Below are 16,830 nucleotides of genomic sequence, written 5' to 3'. Positions count from 1 at the left end.
CTTCGTTATTTGAAATTAGAACTTACAGCAGGTTTTTAATATCTTTCCATGATTCACCAGCTTCAAATTTCGGACAAGCCTCCATGGCTTTTTGTACCATCTTTCCCCTGATGGCTGTCTTGGTCTTCTGAGTAACAGAGAGCTGCATTCTTTCCACCAGGCATACACCGGTGGTGGGATCTCCGGTAGGGGAGGGGGTGAGGAATTTACATTCTTTACAGGTTGCCATCAATCTACTCCTTAATTAAAAAATAATGGATTAGGGGTCATCCCCGGACGGTCGGTCAAAAGTCCGGGGATGATTTAAACAATCAAGAATTCAGCTTATCCAGCCGCAATATCCTGTTCCGTGCGTGCCATAATCGTATCCTGGGAATATCGTGCAAGGTCAATGAATTTTGCACTGTAGCCCGCGATCCGAACCAGCATATCAGTATGTTTTTCAGGTTCTATCTGTGCGGCTTTCATATCCTCTGTTGAAATTACATTGAACTGGACATGATCAATGTCCAGTTCATGCCATGTTTTCATGTAGGCGTGCCAGATATCGAAACCGGCATCACTGTTCATGAGGACCGTTGATAAGCGCTGATTCAACAGAATACCCTTATGTTTTGATGCGTTGATCTTGGACACGGATTTGAGTACAGAGGTGGGACCGTTTTTATCACAACCCATGTAAGGAGAGATGCCGCCGTCATCCAGGGCTTCGCCGGCATACCTGCCGTTGGCCGTAGCGGCCGTTTTGGGGCCATTGACGATATAACCCGCCACAGACTGGGCCAGCGGTAATGGAAAAGTGCCTGAATAGGTGGTGTTTCTTTTCCATTCATCGGCCACCAGGTCATAATACTTGGTGGCAATCTCGTCGACATAGGGATTATCATTGCCGAATTTTGGTGCGTTCCAGAAATCAAGGCGCATTTCTTCTTTGTCTTCCCAATTGTTCCGTAACGCATCCATCAGTTCCGTCATGGTATATTTTTTTTCGTCAAAGACCAGCTTTTTGATGGCTGCCATGGAGTCAACGACGACAACACTGCCGCCGATGAGGTTGTGCCAGGGGTTGGCCACTTCAGCCAGTTCATTGCCATCCATTCCTTTTTCAACGCATCCATCATCAATACTTGAAATGAATGGACAGCAAAGATATTTGGATTCCATGATACGACCTACGTCTTTGGACCTCAGGCTGAGTTCAATGGCATACCTGAGCTGTAACTTCACTGCCTCCCAGACCTGTCCAAAGCTGGCAAAATCTTCGGCATTTCCGGTTTCGGGACCCAATTGCATATTAGTGAAAAATTCGTCGAACCCATTGGTCAAGGCAATTTCCATAGCTTTTGCCGGATATACGTCTGATCCGCCTTCACTGCGAGTTTTCTGTGTGCCTCTCCGTCCCGTGATGCCAGGGGACATGCACAGCACAAGTGCCCAGTCTCTGGCAACCTCTTCAGGAACATTGAAATATTTGATCAATTGCTGGGTGTTCATCTCATCATTTTTAATGGAGGGGAATCCAAATCCTTTTTTGATGCAGTTAAAAACCTTTTTTTTGGTTTCCACATTACCTTTTTCATTCCAGCGGAAGCCAATGGACGGTTCTGTGGTGATGATACTTTCTGCAGCCTCCAGAATGGCATTGGTGCAGTCATTGCTGGCATCTGACCCATCCGGATTGATCCCGCCAAGGGTGAGGATGAACAGGTCGTTGGAACCTGCGAAAAACTCCCTGAGTTGTCTACCCCTGGTGCTGCCGTGTTCGGAAACTTTGAGCCTTTCGCATTCGAAAAGTTCAACAGCCTCTTCTCGGGTCATGGGTTGCTCGGTTTTGTCAATCACACTCTTTTGAAAATAGGGCCAGAGAAGCTTGTCTTCTTTGTGCCCATAACCGCTGCTGTAACGTTCGATACTGTGACAAAGAAGGAAAGTGAACCATTTGGATTGCATGGCATCTTTCAAGCCTCTGGCGGGATAGGCGGGGACGTGTCGGCAGATCTCTGAAATTTCGAGCAGCTCTTCTTTTCGTTTTGGATCGGTCAAAAAATTTTCAGCGATAATTTTAGCCAGCCTGGCGTGCCTTTGGGCCCATCCTACCACTGCTTTCATGGCAATGAGCATGGCCTGCCACTGGTCTATCTTGTCCAGATAATGCAGTTTCTTCGGCGCATTCCAGGGAGATTCGCGTATTTCCGTTTCAGCATCAGCAATTTTCTGTTCAACGACTTCGATTCTTTTCAGCAGCCCATCTTCAATAACGGATTCATAATTGGGCACAATGCTGGAAAAGGCTGTGACAAACATGGGTGGTTGGACTATAGTTGCGGAATACAGGACCCCAATTTCTTCAGGGGTGAAATATTTTTCCGCTTTTCTCTGAATGGTATAAGGTCTCCAGTATTCTGCGATTTCCCGCATTTCTTCCTTATGCTCGCAGTAATGGCTTTCAACCATATCCACTGTTGAAAAATAGGAAAGTTCCGGATATATTGGAAAGTAATCAGGATGTTCCGTATTGCCCCCTACGATCAGCTCTTCGTCCTGGATGTGGATGGTAATGTTTTTAAGGATGTTCTCAAGTCCTCTGGCCCGGAGGATGCAGTTGGGCTCTCCGATATTTTCTTTGTGAGCCTGGGTGATAAGTCTGGCGCGTTCCACTCCGGCCTTTACACTAGGGTCTACATATTCTCCTCCTGCGACATGTTTGAAGCGGCATCGGTTTTTAAGTCTTGCGGTTCTTTCTGTTGTCGGCATGATCGTACCTCCTGTCTGGCATTTTTAATGCTTAAATGATTGATTCAACGAAGATGGGGGTCAGTTTCTGGGCCTGTAACGTTGACAGGCCTCACTGTTTTCCGATACCGGCTTGGACAGCCAGAATTTGCCTTTTGTATCCTGCTGCTGTTCAACGCAATCCCCTTTGCCAGGTTCGAAATCCATATCCTTCTCAGGAATTGGAAAGAAAAAAGTGCATTTTTCACATTTGGGCATTTTTGATCCTCCTTGCTTAAGATTCTTTGGTGTAAAAATTACCGTATTGCAAAACTCGCTTCGGCGGATTGCAGTATTTGTCATGTTCCCAGTGAATAGCGATCTTTTTGGAAACATGTCAATGTACGCGATACAAAATGCTTTTTTAAATTTTTTGAATGAACGTTACCTCCTCAAGTCGTCTTTATCGAACCAATGACAAGATCAGAATGTTAAACCGCTCAGCTTTGAATATCAATGTTGATTTTTAAATTATTGAGTTTTATTCAATCAATTAAAAAAGGTCTTGTCAAGATGTTTTTTTTGAAGAAACGACAAAATTTGAATTTTAAAGAGAAAATAATATATATATTCAATGGTGCTTTATGGTTGGCGATGACAGTGGGCTTGGTTGTGTTGCTCAGCGCGTGTTGTGGTGTGTCGACTCATGATTTGTTGAATATTGCTCAAAACTAAAATGGTTGAATAATATTCTAAGTCTGCTATAATCCAAAATATCATTAGAGGTTCGAGTGATTGATTGACGTTTGAGAGCGTGTTGTTTTGCTGGAGTTATCAGTAAAGTCTGGGAGAACATAGGAGAACATATTTGAATGGAAAATAAAAACGGAAAAAAACAGGCCATCCTTCGGGCGGCTCAGGAAATATTTGCAGAAAAGGGGCTTGCAAACGCCACTATTTCTGAGATTGCAAAAAAGGCGGATGTTGTTGATTCAATAATATATCATTACTTTACAAACAAACAGGATCTTTTGTTTTCTTCGATAGAGGAGCTGATTGAAAAGTCTCATGAGGAGCTTTTGTTTCACTTCAAAGGCCTTTGGGGGCCGGTATCTCAACTTGGGAAGATGGTCTGGTTTCATTTGTACGAGAATGATTTTAGCTCCGGTGATGCGCGTAAGATGAAGAATCTTTTGTTTGAATGCCGTTCTAATAAAGACTATTATAGCCATTCTGGATATAAGGCGCTTCAACGATATGCTGGGGTTATGCTGGATATATTGAAAAAAGGAGTCAAGGAAAAATATTTTCGAGAAGATCTTGAGATAAATATTACCAGGGACATGATTTTTGGTTTTTTGGATGAAGAATCGTTGAGTTGCCTGGCATACAGGGAAATTGATGAAACTCTTCCTGATTTTGAATCCATCATGTCACTGATCATGGCTATGATAGGGATTGACACAGATGGAATGAATCCTGTTATGAATCTTGAGGTCGCGGCCGCAGTGAAAAATAACAGAAATGGTAAAGCTGAAAGGGTTTCTGAAGCTGCTGTGTCAATTTTTGCCCGGAAAGGTCATCGAAAAACGACTATGCTCGAGATAGCAGAGCATGCAGGGGTTGCAGAAGGGACAATATACGAATATTTTAAAAACAAGCAGGAGTTGCTGTTTTCCATCCCCAGGAATAAATTTTTGTCTTATCAGTTACAATTGAAAGGGGTTTTTGCGTCAAAGGATCCCCTGGAGAAGCTTAGATCGTTTGTCTGGGAATATTTTCGGATTTTTTCATCAGACAGTGATTTTTTGATGATTTTTTTATGTGACATCAAGCTGAATAAGCGATTCTACAATACTGAAGCATTCGGCGCTTTTTTAGACACCAGTGAGATTTTATATGATATTTTAGATGAGGGGAAAACTTGCGGTGTTTTTCGCCAGGATTTGAGTAACAGAGTGTTCCGAAATCTTTTTTTGGGTGCTTTTTCCCATCTTTGTATCCGCTGGTTTGTGCTTGAACGGGTCTCGCCCATTCGAATGATGTCGGAGCTGGCTTCCGTTACCAATCTCCTTTGCCGGGCCGTAGTTCCGAAATCTGAAAAAATTATCGATGGTTAGGGTGTGTTGAATTGAACAAACGCGGTTGAAACATTGAGGTCGGTTGTAAGAAAGTGGTTTATATTCCCGATTAGGGGCATTTAGTTTCTATCAGGGTTTTTAGTGAAAGTTGATATCTACCATCCTGCAAGACATAATTCTGCCATCAAAAATGATATTTTGATGAAAATTCAATTTAATTTTTCAAAAACGATGGCTTTGCCTCTTTCGTTATTTAGGCAAATAAAGTGTTTTTCTAAAAAGCTTCTTCAGCGTGTCAAATAATAGCTATTTTTTTCAAAGGGTTATCAAAAAAAATCATTTATTTTTCTTTTGCGTAAAAAAAAATGTATCTTTTGCGCTTGACACGCTCAAAACCATGTGATTGAATATTCCTCAATAATGATTAGAAATAAGTTTCTATCAATAGTATGAAATTTATAATAATTAAATTGGTCTTTAATTTCAGTATATTGAAAAATAAATGCACATTGTTTTTCATTCAACCATTATGAGGAGGCTCCATGGCTGAGAAAAAAAAGGTAAAAAAAGAAAAAGAACCGGATATTACATTTTATCATCCAGATTTATTAGCGGTTCCGGAAAACGAACCTCCCTATCTGAAAGGGTATAAATGTAAAAAATGCGGTCAACTTGATTTCCCCAAAGTAGCCCCATGCCCCAACTGCTGGGGGGAAGAATTTGAAATGGTGCCGTTATCCAGAAAAGGAATTTTGTACAGCTTTTCCGATTTGTATATCGGTCAGCCGGGTTTGGAAACGCCCTATATTTGTGGTTATATTGATCTGCCTGAGAATGTCAGAATTTTCGCCATGCTCAAAGGCGAGGTTAATACATTCAAATGCGATGAAGAAGTTGAGTTGACAACAGGCCAGATCAGAATGAATGCTGATGGCTTGCCGATCACCAGTTACATGTTCCAGAAAGCTTAGGAGACTCAAATGAAATTACAGAGAGATGTATATATTGCAGGCGTCGGAGAAACAGTTTTCGGCAAGCATAAGATGGATTATGATGAATTGGGACGGAACGCGGCATTCCAGGCGATTAAGACTTCCAATATCGATAGTCCGGGAATGATCGGCAGTGCTTATGTGGGCAATGCGCACAACGGTATCGTTACTGGTCAGACAATTTTTAAGGACCTTGGTGTCTGCGGCGCCACTCCTATCATCAATGTTGAAAGTGCCTGTTCTGCCGGCGCCATGGCGGTGCATCTGGCTATCAAAGATGTGGCCTACGGACTGACAGAGTTGTCCATGGGTGTTGGTGCAGAAAATCATACCCTTCGTCGTAAGAGCGGTACGGCATTCATGCCGGCCATGAACGATATTGAAACAGTTCACGGCGGGGTTATGACCGGTAAGTATGCCATGCGGGCTACTCGTTACATGTACGAGACCGGCGCTACCATTGAGGATTTAGCACTGATCACCCAGAAAAGCCGCCGTCATGGAAAGAACAATCCCCATGCACCTTTTGGAGGGGATTATACCATAGAAGAGATCATTGATTCCCGGATGATTGCCTATCCTTTGACCCTGCATCAGTGTTGCGGCATTGTCGACGGGGCTGGAGCCGTAGTCGTCTGCTCTAAAGAGATGATGAAGAAACTGGGGATTGAAAAGCCAGTCAAAGTAAGGGGCTCCGTGGTAACTTCGGGTCCATATCATAACCGGCCAAGGGATATTACCGGTGACGACATAACGGAGATGACCTCTGAAATGCTGTACGAGGAATCCGGAATAGGACCTAAGGATGTGGATATTCTAGAATTGCACGATGCCTTTACCATTGCGGAATTACTTTACTATGAATGCATGCAGCTGTGCGGAAAAGGTGAAGGGCTGAAATTTCTTAGAGACGGCCAGGCTACCTATGGTGGACAGTGCGTTGTCAGTCCCAGGGGCGGGATGCTGTCCTATGGACACCCTATCGGCGCATCCGGTGCAGCCCAGATAGCGGCCAATGTTAAACAACTCCGGGGAGAATGCAACGGATATCAGGTTGAACCCATTCCAAAGGTTGCGATGTCTCACGTAACGGGGGGCGGTTTGTCAGGCACGGAGCATGCAGCATGCACAATGCACATGATCACAGCTGATTGGTAGGATACTGCCTTGAGCATCCTCACATTGAATTGAAAAAAAAGAAAAAGGAGACGTTAAAATGGGATCATTTAAAGACAGGGTCGTGCTTATCGAATCCGTTGGGGATGATATCGCTTATGCCATCGCCCGTAAGGTAGCATCAAAGGGGGCCAAGCTGGCACTTTTTGATATTGATGGAAAAAATACTTCTGACATCGTTGCCAGACTTAAGGAGGATGGAATTGAAGCACTTGGAGTCACAGGCGATCCGGCAGATTGTACCGGTGTCAAGCAAGCCATCGGCGTCATCATGGAAAAATACGGAAAAATTGATGTGCTGATCAATAATTCCGATTATTTTGTGGAAAATGATATTGTGGAAACCAAAGCCCAGGGCTGGTACCAAGGGGCCAAAAACAATATTGATCCTGCGTTCTTTTTGTGCCGGGAGGTGATACCGATTATGCGAAAGCAAAGTTACGGTCGGATTGTCAATATAGGAAGCATTGAATATCTGGGGTTGCCTCAAACTTCCGTGTACAGCGCCGCAAAATCATCCATGCTGGGATTTACCCGATCGCTTGCCCTTGAAACCGCAAATGATAAAATTACTGTCAACTGGGTCGTCAAAGGTACCATCCATAAATCAAACATGTCCCAAGAACAAGAAGAAAAAATGGCTGCGAAAATTCCAGTACAGAAACTGGGAACACCCGAGGATGTCGCCGGGGCTGTGACCTTTTTTGCTGCAGATACATCAAAATTTATAACAGGTCAGACTTTTTTTGTCTGCGGCGGGAAAAGTCTTTCTTTTTCCATGTCTATTTAAAGCGCTGTTATATAAATTTCAGGACTATGTGGAGGTAAAGAATGGGCGTAGAAAACAGAGTTGCAATCATTACAGGATCTGCCAGTGGAATGGGCAGAGATACTGCATTCAAACTGGCTGAACATGGTGCCAGGATTGTCATTAATGATGTTGTGGAAGACAAGGTCGAGCAGACAGCGAAAGAACTTCGGGATAAAGGTTACGACGCAATCGGTATTGTAGCCGATATTTCAAGTAAATCTGATGTCGAATCGATGGTGGAAGAAACTATATCTTCCTTTGGTTCCATCGATATTTTGGTCAATAATGCCGGTTTGGAGCGGGGCGGTGCATTGAGAAAACTATCTGAGCAGGATTGGGACCTAACTTTGAACGTCAATTTGAAAGGCCCTTTTCTTTGTAGCCAGGCTGTCCATGGTTATATGGTGGATCAAAAGCGTGGACGGATAATCAATATCGCTTCCCGGGCATGGCTGGGAGGGCCGGGGCAGGCACCATATTCATCTGCAAAGGCCGGTCTGGTGGGTTTGACCAGGACCCTTGCCCTTGAACTGGGCAGAAAAGGCATTACCTCCAATTGTATTGCTCCGGGACTTATTGAAACTCCCATGTGGTATGAACTGCCCGAAAAGACGAGGGATTTTCTTTCTGCCAAACAACCTTCGGGCAGCATCGGCGAAGGTGATGATATTGCCAATACCGTTCTGTATCTGGCAGACGATGAGACAGTTTATGTCACCGGCCAGGTTCTGTATGTATGTGGAGGAAGAAGTCTGTTTTCAGGTTAATCAAAGGTGATGGTGTTACCATCAGGTGGGTGATACCCGCATTCGGTTTGAAAATGATTGTAACTGAATAAAAATAAGGAGGTTAGGCAATGGAAGGTGTACGTAAGAATAGATCCCTTTCTGATGTGAAAGTGCTTGATTTCACGGGTGAATTGGGCCCTTATGCTTCAAAATTGTATGCCGGCCTGGGTGCGGAGGTGATTCACCTTGAGCCGATAACTGGAGATCCTTTGCGGAGAAAAGGCCCATTTTATAGGGGGAAAGCAGACAATATGGAAGCCAGCCTGCAATTCCTGTATTACAATGGGAATAAAAAAAGCCTGGTACTGGACCTTCATAAAGAAGAAGGCCGGAACATTTTTTTGAAGCTCATTTCTAAAATCGATATTTTCATGGAAAGCTGTGTTCCTGGCTACCTTGATACCTTAGGTCTTTCCTATGATAATCTGAAAGAGGTTAACCCCAGGCTGGTTCAGACTTCCATCACGCCATACGGCAGTGTCGGGCCTTATAAGGATTATCCGGGATCCGATTTAACATGTTCGGCCATGGGCGGATTTCTGTACCTGGCCGGGATTGAGAATGAAAAACCGGTAAGAGCCTGTGATGACCAATCCTATCGGATGGCTGAATCTTATGCCGCAGTGGGCAGCTCAATTGCATTCTTATATGCCAAGAGAACAGGGAAGGGGCAATTTGTAGATGTTTCTGCTATGGAGGCAGTAGGCATGGCCCTTGAGAATGCAGCTCAATACTGGGATTTGGAAGGCAGCATCCGCCGGGGAAGAGGAAAAGAAGCTGGTTCAGCCACCGTTCATCCGTGTAAGGATGGTTATATCGCCATCGTTGCGATCATGGGAAAGAACAAGATTATGTGGGAACCTTTTGTCAAATGGATGAAGTCCGAGAATGTGGAAGAATGGCAAGTTTTTGAAGATCCTCGATGGATCGAACCTTCTTACAGGCGGTCAGCTGAGGGGTATGAAACCTTTTGCAGGATTTTTCATCGTTTCACAATGCAACTTGATAAAATGACCCTGTACGAAAGAGGACAGGCCAACCGTATTGCCTTGTCGCCGGTGAGCAATGGCAAAGATCTCCTTGAAAATCCTCAGTTAAAGCATCGCAATTTTTGGCAGACCATTGAACATAAAAATCTTGATGGTGAAATCACCTTTCCCGGGGCACCCTATGAATTTGGTGAGTTGGATTGGAGATTCGGATTTCCAGCCCCCAGATTTGGTGAACATACGACTCAAATACTCGAATCACTTGATTACAGAAAAGAAGAAATTGCTGTTTTTTCAAAGGAGGGAATTGTTCATGTCTAATTTTGAAAAAGCATTGGAGGGGTTGGTTGTATGTGATTTTTCCTGGGTCGGCGCGGGTCCTATCACAACCAATGTCCTGGGCCAGTGCGGTGCTGAAGTTATCAAGATAGAGAGTCAGAAAAGGCCTGATATATTAAGAAAAGGCGGACCCTTCAAGGACGGGATTGCCGACGGACTGGAGCGAAGCGGATATTTTGCAAACCGTAATCCTAACAAAAAATGCATTGCCTTGAACATGCGTCAGCCCATGGCCCGTGAGGTAGCCATCCGCCTGATTGAAAAAAGTGATATCATTATCAATAATTTTCGGGTCGGACAAATGGAAAAATGGAACCTGGGCTGGGAAGACGTCAAAAAAATTAATCCTCGGATTATCTATGTAACCATGAGCCTGCAGGGCACCGACGGCCCCCACAAATCATTCATGGGCTTCGGTGTTAATCTGAACGCTTTGTGCGGATTGACGGCTCAAGCCGCTATGCCGGGTAAAAGTCCGTTTGGTACAGGAACCAATTATACGGATCATGTTATGGTTCCGACTCATACCTTGTTTGGCATTATGGCGGCCTTGCTTCAGCGTGAAAGAACCGGCTTGGGGCAGACGGTTGAAATTTCCCAGCTTGAGAGCGCCATTGCCATGAAGCCTATTGACAGTATGGTTTATGCAGCAAATGGTGAGATTATGGGGCCTTTGGGATATGGAGATCCCAATGCTTCTCCTCACGGGGTTTATACCACCCTTGGATACAGAAAATGGTTGGCTATAGCGGTGTTTTCCGAAGAGGAATGGGCTGCCCTTCAGAAAGTCATGGGCTATCCAGACTGGGCAAAGGATGAGAAATTTGCCACTTTCGCTGCAAGAAAGGCGAACGAAGCGGAACTGAACGAGCATGTCGAGGCATGGACAAAACATCAATATGCCTCAAAACTCATGAAACAACTGCTGGAAGAAGGTGTGAAAGCTGGCCTTGTCAATGATGCTAGGGCAGCCATAGAAGATGAGCATCTGATTGAACGTGAATTCTGGTCTTATCTGGATCATCCAGTGGCGGGCATGACTTTGTACAACCGTGCCCCCATTGTATTTTCAGAAACTCCGATCGTCATGGAAAAGGCCGCCCCGCTACTGGGAGAGCATACTGACGAGGTCTTGACTGATTTTCTAGGTTATTCGGAAAAGGAATTGGAATCGTTGAAAGCGGCGGATGTGCTGGTATAATTGAAAAAGACAACTATACATAAAAAAGAAGAGTGGAATTATGGATTTTGGTATATCTGAAGAATATATGATGCTTAAAGAAGCCATGAGAGAATTTGTCAAACGCGAGCTCATGCCTCTGGAAAAGACGTTGCTTGAGCGGGATATGAGGCTCTGGACCGAGCCTGGTCCCCTGATCCCAAAAGAAGATTCAGACCGGCTGTATGCCATTACTAAGGAGCTGGGGTTCTGGGGTATTGAGGTTGAGGAAAAATTCGGGGGCCAGGGACTTGGGATGCTCGCCAAAACCTTGATCATGGAAGAAATGTGTAAAAGTTATGTGGGTTTTTCACCCCATGGATTTATGCTGCCTCCGGATGCACCGAATCTATATTATCTGCATGCATGCTGCGTGGATGATCAGCGGGACAAATATTTTATTCCTTACTGCAACCATGAGCTGGATTCAGCGATGGCAGTAACGGAACCGGATGCCGGATCTGATGTGAGTGGATTGAAAACAATGGCGGTTCGTAAAGGTGATAAATGGGTGATCAACGGGACCAAGACTTTTATCAGTAAGTGTGACAAGGATAATGTTTTTTTTATCCTGATCGCCTTGACGGACAAGAATGCACCGACCAAAGACAGATTCACTGCATTTCTCATTGATAAAGACATGCCTGGGGTTAAGGTGGGAAAAGAAATTCCAGTGATCGGGGCCATGCCGACCTGGGAATTGATTTTGAACGATGTCGAAGTGGGTGACAACGCGGTTCTGGGTGATGTGGGAAAAGCCTTTATCCCTCTCCAGAATCGATTCGGGGTACGCCGAATAGAGTTGGCAGCTCGATGTACTGGAATGGCTGAACGGATTATTCAAATGATGATAGATCAGGCGACAACCCGGACAACTTTTGGCAAACCCCTAGCGGAACGTCAGACCGTGCAGAACTGGATTGCGGATTCAACCATGGAGCTCGAGGCGGTAAGACTCAGGCTGTATTACGCCGCGTGGAAATCAGATCAGGGCATAACTGACCTGAGAAGTGAAGGGTCGAGCATCAAGGTGACTGCTACAGAAATGCTTTCCAAAGTTGCGGATAGGGCAATACAGCTTCATGGCGGGGTAGGGCTGTCCAAGGAACTGGGAATTGAGTATGTGGCACGAATGGTCAGAATCTGGCGGATACTGGAAGGGCCCAATGAAATTCATCGCTGGACGATTGCAAGGCAGCTTTTGAAAGAGAAAAAGCCTTATAATCCCTTTGTCGTGGTATCAGACTAACATCAAAATAACAGGTGATGACAATCTCTATCGTAAAGGAGCAGACCTAATGGGTGTAGAATTTTCTAAAGAAGATCATGTGGCCTATGTTACGTTGAATCGGCCGAAAGCAATGAATTCCTTAGATCCGGAATCCGTCACACGACTGGCGGAAGTCTGGGCTGAAGTGGCTAAAGACGATAATATTCGTGTAACCGTTTTGACTGGTGCCGGAGAAAAATCATTTTGTACAGGGACCGATATGAAAAAAACTCCGCCACCCCAGGAATGCATGGCTTCCATCTGGCTCAGGGAAGGCCAACCTATCATTCCTCATATGAAAATGTGGAAGCCCATTATCTGTGCCATAAATGGCTATGCCATTGGTGGAGGACTGGAAATGGCCCTTGCTTGTGATCTCAGAATCGCCAGCACCAATGCCAAATTCGGGCTGACTGAAGTCAAGGTAGCCAGCCTGGCCGGATTGAATGGAACTCAGTGCATTCCACGTGCCATTCCTCAGGCTGTGGCCATGAAAATGCTGTTGACAGGAGAGATGATAGATGCCAAAGAGGCTCACAGGGTTGGTCTGATCAGTGATGTGGTCGAACCTCAGGAATTGATGACTCTGGCCAGAAACATGGCCCGGAAAATTGCCGGCAATGCACCCTTGAGTGTGAAGGCTGCCAAACAGGCCGCAGTCATGGGGCTTGATATGCCGCTGGAACAGGGGATTGCCTTTTCTCACTTGTTATGGGGAGTCTTGAGAGATACTGAGGACAGGAAAGAGGGATTTACGGCATTTGCAGAAAAAAGAGCGCCCCAATGGAAGGGACGGTAATGTCAATTCATTAAAAACAGTGGAGGAAAAGACATGCACATTGCGGTATTAGCAAAAGTTGTCCCGGATTATTTGGTTCCGTCCATGGATTTTGAGTTGTCAAATAACCGGGCCCACGAAAGGTTTTCACGGATGCTCGGACTGTACGATGAAAATGCCATAGAAACCGCCATCCAGATCAAGGAAAAAACTTCGGGGTCATTGACCCTCATTTCCTATGGCAGCGAGAACGATATACAGTTTTTGAGAAAAGGTGCAGCCATGGGCGCTGATCAGTTAATTCTGGTGAAAGGGACATCCGATGATGCCGCGGTTATTGCCGGGAACCTCATGGCTGCCCTCCAGAGTATAGATAACGTGGATCTGGTGCTTGCGGGACAGCAATCTGCAGATATGGACCGAGGGGTTGTTCCAGGGATACTGGCCCAGATGCTAGGAGTTCCTTTCATTCCCCAGATCGGCGATGTTGATCATGAGAACGGTTCTTGGACCGTGACTCAGATTACAGCCCAGGGAAAACGTGAATTGGAGTTCAGTGGACCAGGTGTTTTGTCTATCACCAGTATTCCTGAGAATGTGCCCCGAATCCCTGCTGTGCGGGCTATTTTTGCAGCCAAGAAAAAACCGGTTATCAAACTTGAGTCCACGGATCAGAAAAAAATGGCGTTAAATGAACTGGAAGTGGCCATTCCTAAGATTGAGTGTGTTTGCGAGTTCATTGATGTGGAAGACCCGGGGCAGGCTGTCAGAATATTGTTAAATCGGTTGAATGAGGAGAGATATCTATGAAAACGCTGATCATTGAAAATATCGATTTGAAAAAAATCGGCGAACTCAAAACAGTGAGCCGATATTTCTGCGAACTTCCTGATATCATTGCCTTGGGTGAGGGAGATATCCCCGGCAATTACGGCAAAGCCTGGCAATCCAGCCAGACGCTTCCACCCAATCTGGTGCCAAGCATTGTTCAGCTAGCCAAGCTGGAAAATTACGAAGTGATTCTCTTGAGTGTCTCAACGTTGGGTACGGGATTGGCAGGCCCTCTGAGTGCGGCACTGTCAGCCCCGGTTGTGACAGAAGTGACAGCCATTCATTCAGACATGGTAATTGAGCGGCCCATTTATGGCGGGAAAGCCATAATCAAGCAGAAAATAGAATCAACTCCAGTTGTTTTGACCATTCGGCGTAAATATTTTGAGCCCGAAGTTTTGGAAGGCCACACTTCATCTATCCCATTGAATACAGAATCGGAAAAAGTCCAGTTAATCAGCGAAAAAAACGAACAGACCGATGGTGTTCCTCTTGAAGATGCTCCAGTGGTTGTGTCCGGGGGCAGAGGTATTGGTAATGCAGATAATTTTTCCCTGCTTCAAACTCTGGCTGATCAACTGAATGGTGCAGTGGGTGCATCGAGGGGGGCTGTAGATGAAGGATGGGCCTCTCCCACCCGCCAGATCGGTCAGACAGGCAAAATTGTGGCCCCCAGTGTGTATTTTGCCGTGGGAGTGTCCGGGGCCAGTCAGCATCTGGCTGGAATTGCCAATTCAAAATGTGTCGTGGCGATTAACAAGGATGAGGAAGCCAATATTTTCAACAGAGCGCGGTTTGGACTGGTTTGTGATTATCAGAAAATTATCCCTCAACTGACTCAGGCGATCAAGGAGAACAGATAAATGCCCCGCATCCCCTATTGGAATATTGATTATGGTATCATCATTGATCTATTGGCAATTCCGGTAGCCATTGTTTTTTTTTATGGTCTTTACCGGCAATGGCTGTTGATCAAACAGGGCAAAATGCGGGTGATCCCCTCGATCGGCAATATGATTCAGGGAATCGGCACCTTTCGCTTGAAGGCCTTTCTGGTACGGGGTATCCTGAATGCCCGGCTTTACCGGAAGCCAGCCTCGGGCATTGCCCATGGGTTTGTGTTCTGGGGGATGGTTATTCTTTTTATCGGAACAAACCTGGTAATTCTGAACATTTTGTTCGGGCTTCCGGTGTTCAGCGGTGGATTCAATCGCTGGTTCATGTCGTTCATGCTTGACCTGGCAGGCTTTCTGACCCTGGTCGGGATTGTTTTTTTTCTGGTTCGGCGGATGATTCCGCCGGTCCGCCTCAGATTGCCCGAGGCCAGAAAAGGGTTTGTGCCGGTCAGCGGACTTCTTGGCCTGATTCTTATCACCGGATTTGTCACGGAGGGCGCAAGAATAGCTGCTGCTGCCGGCTCCCTGGAGGCTGGCGCGTTCGTGGGCAATTTTTTGGCATCAAACCTGATCAGTCCGGCCCTTGCCCTTGAAATCCACGCGGTCACCTGGTGGGTACACGGCCTTCTGTCTCTGGGCTTTGTGGCCTATATTCCGTATTCTCCCCTGGTACACATAGTTCTTGCTCCGGTGAATGTGGGGTTTGCCGATCCGGCACCGAACGTGAAAATGGGGGTCATGGATTTCTCCGCGTTTGAAAATGAGGATGCAGAGGAACTGCCGGCCCTGGGCGCAAACAAATTGGCTGATTTTACACGCAAACGGTTCCTGGATTTTTCCAGCTGCCTGTGGTGCGGGCGTTGCCAGGAAGTCTGTCCCGCCTATAACACGGACAAACCCCTGTCTCCCAAGGGCGTGATAGTAACCCTGGCGGACCGGCTCGCCTCAGGTAAACTGGATGAATCGCTGATTGAGGGTATTTCCATGGATGCGATTTTTAACTGCACTACCTGTGCGGCCTGCATGGAAGCCTGTCCCGTCAGCATCAACCAGCCTAAAACCATTATGCGGTTCCGACAAAATCTGGTCATGGAGCAGAGCCGGATTCCGGAACTTATGGGAAAGGCCGTGGCCAGCCTTGAGCAGCGCGCTCATCCGTTCTTCGGAACGGGTTCGGGTGCCGCCGAGTGGCGCAAGGACTTGGATGTGCCGATCTTTGAGCCCGGCCAGACAGAATATCTGCTCTGGATCGGCTGCTCGGTCGCCTATGAGCAGCGGGCTCAGAAAATCGGGAGGGCCATGGTGCGAATTTTACAGAAGGCAGGGACTTCCTTCGGCATTCTTGAGGAATCCCGGTGTACCGGAGATCCTGCCAAGCAGATGGGCAATGAATTCCTGTTTGCGGAAATCGCGCAGCAGAATATCGAGGATTTTTCTGCTTTGGGGATTAAAAAAATCATCACCCTGTGCCCGCACTGCTTTAACAGTTTTTCCCGCCATTATCCCAAACTGGGCGGCGAATATGAAATCATTCCCCACGGCTCTTTCATCAAAATCCTCATGGACGAGAAAAAATTGAACCTGGTCCGAAAAGATCAGCTGATCACTTATCATGATCCATGTTACCTGGGCAGGCGGAATGGGATTTACGATGATCCCAGAACCGTCATCGCCGGAGTGGGGGGGCTGGTTGAAATGCCCCGGCACCGGAACGAAAGCTTTTGCTGCGGTGGCGGTGGAGGAAATTACTGGGCTGAAGAACTGGGTTCCCGGATCAATCAGCAGAGAGCTGGAGAAGCCATGGAAACAAATGCTGATACCATAGCAGTGGCTTGTCCTTTCTGCCTGCTGATGCTGACTGATGGCCTGAAAAAACATACGGAGGAAACAAAAATTTTTGATATAGCGGAAATAGTTGCTGCATCAATGGTTTGATGGATATCAAGGA

General features: G+C 46.0%; 15 protein-coding genes. 12 read left to right on the top strand and 3 right to left on the bottom strand.

What is annotated here, in order from left to right; translation table 11 throughout:
* Positions 1-22 precede the first annotated feature (22 nt).
* The 3 genes from DPO_RS11560 to DPO_RS11550 form a co-directional block, all read right to left on the bottom strand.
* Positions 23-229: a hypothetical protein gene (locus DPO_RS11560; RefSeq protein WP_006966107.1), complete on the bottom strand. Its 207-nt coding sequence runs from the start codon at positions 227-229 to the stop codon at positions 23-25.
* Between the two features lie 95 nt (positions 230-324).
* Entirely contained in the window at positions 325-2,754 is a 2,430-nt protein-coding gene (locus DPO_RS11555; protein WP_006966105.1) for a benzylsuccinate synthase subunit alpha, read from the bottom strand.
* 60 nt (positions 2,755-2,814) lie between these two features.
* The gene (locus DPO_RS11550; RefSeq protein ID WP_006966103.1) at positions 2,815-2,991 is read right to left on the bottom strand and encodes a benzylsuccinate synthase gamma subunit family protein; all 177 of its coding nucleotides are present in this window, start codon (positions 2,989-2,991) and stop codon (positions 2,815-2,817) included.
* A 593-nt stretch (positions 2,992-3,584) separates the two neighbouring features.
* Between DPO_RS11550 and DPO_RS11540 the strand changes: the two genes are divergently transcribed.
* The 12 genes from DPO_RS11540 (at position 3,585) to DPO_RS11485 (ending at position 16,817) form a co-directional block, all read left to right on the top strand.
* Positions 3,585-4,832, top strand: coding sequence for a TetR/AcrR family transcriptional regulator (locus DPO_RS11540; RefSeq protein ID WP_006966101.1), 1,248 nt, complete (start codon positions 3,585-3,587; stop codon positions 4,830-4,832).
* A gap of 503 nt (positions 4,833-5,335) precedes the next feature.
* Positions 5,336-5,764, top strand: coding sequence for a Zn-ribbon domain-containing OB-fold protein (locus DPO_RS11535; protein WP_006966099.1), 429 nt, complete (start codon positions 5,336-5,338; stop codon positions 5,762-5,764).
* 9 nt (positions 5,765-5,773) lie between these two features.
* A complete protein-coding gene (locus DPO_RS11530) occupies positions 5,774-6,943 on the top strand; it encodes a thiolase family protein (RefSeq protein WP_006966098.1) in 1,170 nt (389 codons plus the stop codon).
* 58 nt (positions 6,944-7,001) lie between these two features.
* Positions 7,002-7,751 carry an SDR family NAD(P)-dependent oxidoreductase gene (locus DPO_RS11525; RefSeq protein WP_006966097.1) on the top strand — a complete coding sequence of 250 codons (750 nt, stop codon included), beginning with the start codon at positions 7,002-7,004 and terminating at the stop codon, positions 7,749-7,751.
* Positions 7,752-7,792: 41 nt separating this feature from the next.
* Positions 7,793-8,539: an SDR family NAD(P)-dependent oxidoreductase gene (locus DPO_RS11520; RefSeq protein ID WP_006966096.1), complete on the top strand. Its 747-nt coding sequence runs from the start codon at positions 7,793-7,795 to the stop codon at positions 8,537-8,539.
* 89 nt (positions 8,540-8,628) lie between these two features.
* Entirely contained in the window at positions 8,629-9,870 is a 1,242-nt protein-coding gene (locus DPO_RS11515; RefSeq protein ID WP_006966094.1) for a CaiB/BaiF CoA transferase family protein, read from the top strand.
* Positions 9,863-11,089, top strand: a complete 1,227-nt coding sequence (locus tag DPO_RS11510) for a CaiB/BaiF CoA transferase family protein (RefSeq protein WP_006966092.1) — start codon at positions 9,863-9,865, stop codon at positions 11,087-11,089. Before DPO_RS11515 ends, DPO_RS11510 begins: the two co-directional genes overlap by 8 nt.
* A 40-nt stretch (positions 11,090-11,129) precedes the next feature.
* Positions 11,130-12,356, top strand: a complete 1,227-nt coding sequence (locus DPO_RS11505; RefSeq protein ID WP_006966091.1) for an acyl-CoA dehydrogenase family protein — start codon at positions 11,130-11,132, stop codon at positions 12,354-12,356.
* Positions 12,337-13,176: an enoyl-CoA hydratase/isomerase family protein gene (locus DPO_RS11500; RefSeq protein WP_236609949.1), complete on the top strand. Its 840-nt coding sequence runs from the start codon at positions 12,337-12,339 to the stop codon at positions 13,174-13,176. Before DPO_RS11505 ends, DPO_RS11500 begins: the two co-directional genes overlap by 20 nt.
* A gap of 33 nt (positions 13,177-13,209) precedes the next feature.
* Positions 13,210-13,965, top strand: a complete 756-nt coding sequence (locus DPO_RS11495; protein WP_006966089.1) for an adenine nucleotide alpha hydrolase family protein — start codon at positions 13,210-13,212, stop codon at positions 13,963-13,965.
* A complete protein-coding gene (locus DPO_RS11490) occupies positions 13,962-14,849 on the top strand; it encodes an electron transfer flavoprotein subunit alpha/FixB family protein (RefSeq protein WP_006966088.1) in 888 nt (295 codons plus the stop codon). The genes DPO_RS11495 and DPO_RS11490 overlap by 4 nt, the downstream gene beginning before the upstream one ends.
* The gene (locus tag DPO_RS11485) at positions 14,850-16,817 is read left to right on the top strand and encodes a heterodisulfide reductase-related iron-sulfur binding cluster (protein ID WP_006966087.1); all 1,968 of its coding nucleotides are present in this window, start codon (positions 14,850-14,852) and stop codon (positions 16,815-16,817) included.
* Positions 16,818-16,830 lie beyond the last annotated feature (13 nt).

The organism is Desulfotignum phosphitoxidans DSM 13687, assembly GCF_000350545.1.
Taxonomy (GTDB): domain Bacteria; phylum Desulfobacterota; class Desulfobacteria; order Desulfobacterales; family Desulfobacteraceae; genus Desulfotignum; species Desulfotignum phosphitoxidans.
This window is presented reverse-complemented; position numbering and strand designations above follow the sequence as displayed.

Bases quoted from the DNA above. Each gene is read 5' to 3' on its own strand.
- DPO_RS11560 (WP_006966107.1), bottom strand. From the start codon at position 229: ATGGCAACCTGTAAAGAATGTAAATTCCTCACCCCCTCCCCTACCGGA.
- DPO_RS11555 (WP_006966105.1), bottom strand. From the start codon at position 2,754: ATGCCGACAACAGAAAGAACCGCAAGACTTAAAAACCGATGCCGCTTC.
- DPO_RS11550 (WP_006966103.1), bottom strand. From the start codon at position 2,991: ATGCCCAAATGTGAAAAATGCACTTTTTTCTTTCCAATTCCTGAGAAG.
- DPO_RS11540 (WP_006966101.1), top strand. From the start codon at position 3,585: ATGGAAAATAAAAACGGAAAAAAACAGGCCATCCTTCGGGCGGCTCAG.
- DPO_RS11535 (WP_006966099.1), top strand. From the start codon at position 5,336: ATGGCTGAGAAAAAAAAGGTAAAAAAAGAAAAAGAACCGGATATTACA.
- DPO_RS11530 (WP_006966098.1), top strand. From the start codon at position 5,774: ATGAAATTACAGAGAGATGTATATATTGCAGGCGTCGGAGAAACAGTT.
- DPO_RS11525 (WP_006966097.1), top strand. From the start codon at position 7,002: ATGGGATCATTTAAAGACAGGGTCGTGCTTATCGAATCCGTTGGGGAT.
- DPO_RS11520 (WP_006966096.1), top strand. From the start codon at position 7,793: ATGGGCGTAGAAAACAGAGTTGCAATCATTACAGGATCTGCCAGTGGA.
- DPO_RS11515 (WP_006966094.1), top strand. From the start codon at position 8,629: ATGGAAGGTGTACGTAAGAATAGATCCCTTTCTGATGTGAAAGTGCTT.
- DPO_RS11510 (WP_006966092.1), top strand. From the start codon at position 9,863: ATGTCTAATTTTGAAAAAGCATTGGAGGGGTTGGTTGTATGTGATTTT.
- DPO_RS11505 (WP_006966091.1), top strand. From the start codon at position 11,130: ATGGATTTTGGTATATCTGAAGAATATATGATGCTTAAAGAAGCCATG.
- DPO_RS11495 (WP_006966089.1), top strand. From the start codon at position 13,210: ATGCACATTGCGGTATTAGCAAAAGTTGTCCCGGATTATTTGGTTCCG.
- DPO_RS11490 (WP_006966088.1), top strand. From the start codon at position 13,962: ATGAAAACGCTGATCATTGAAAATATCGATTTGAAAAAAATCGGCGAA.
- DPO_RS11485 (WP_006966087.1), top strand. From the start codon at position 14,850: ATGCCCCGCATCCCCTATTGGAATATTGATTATGGTATCATCATTGAT.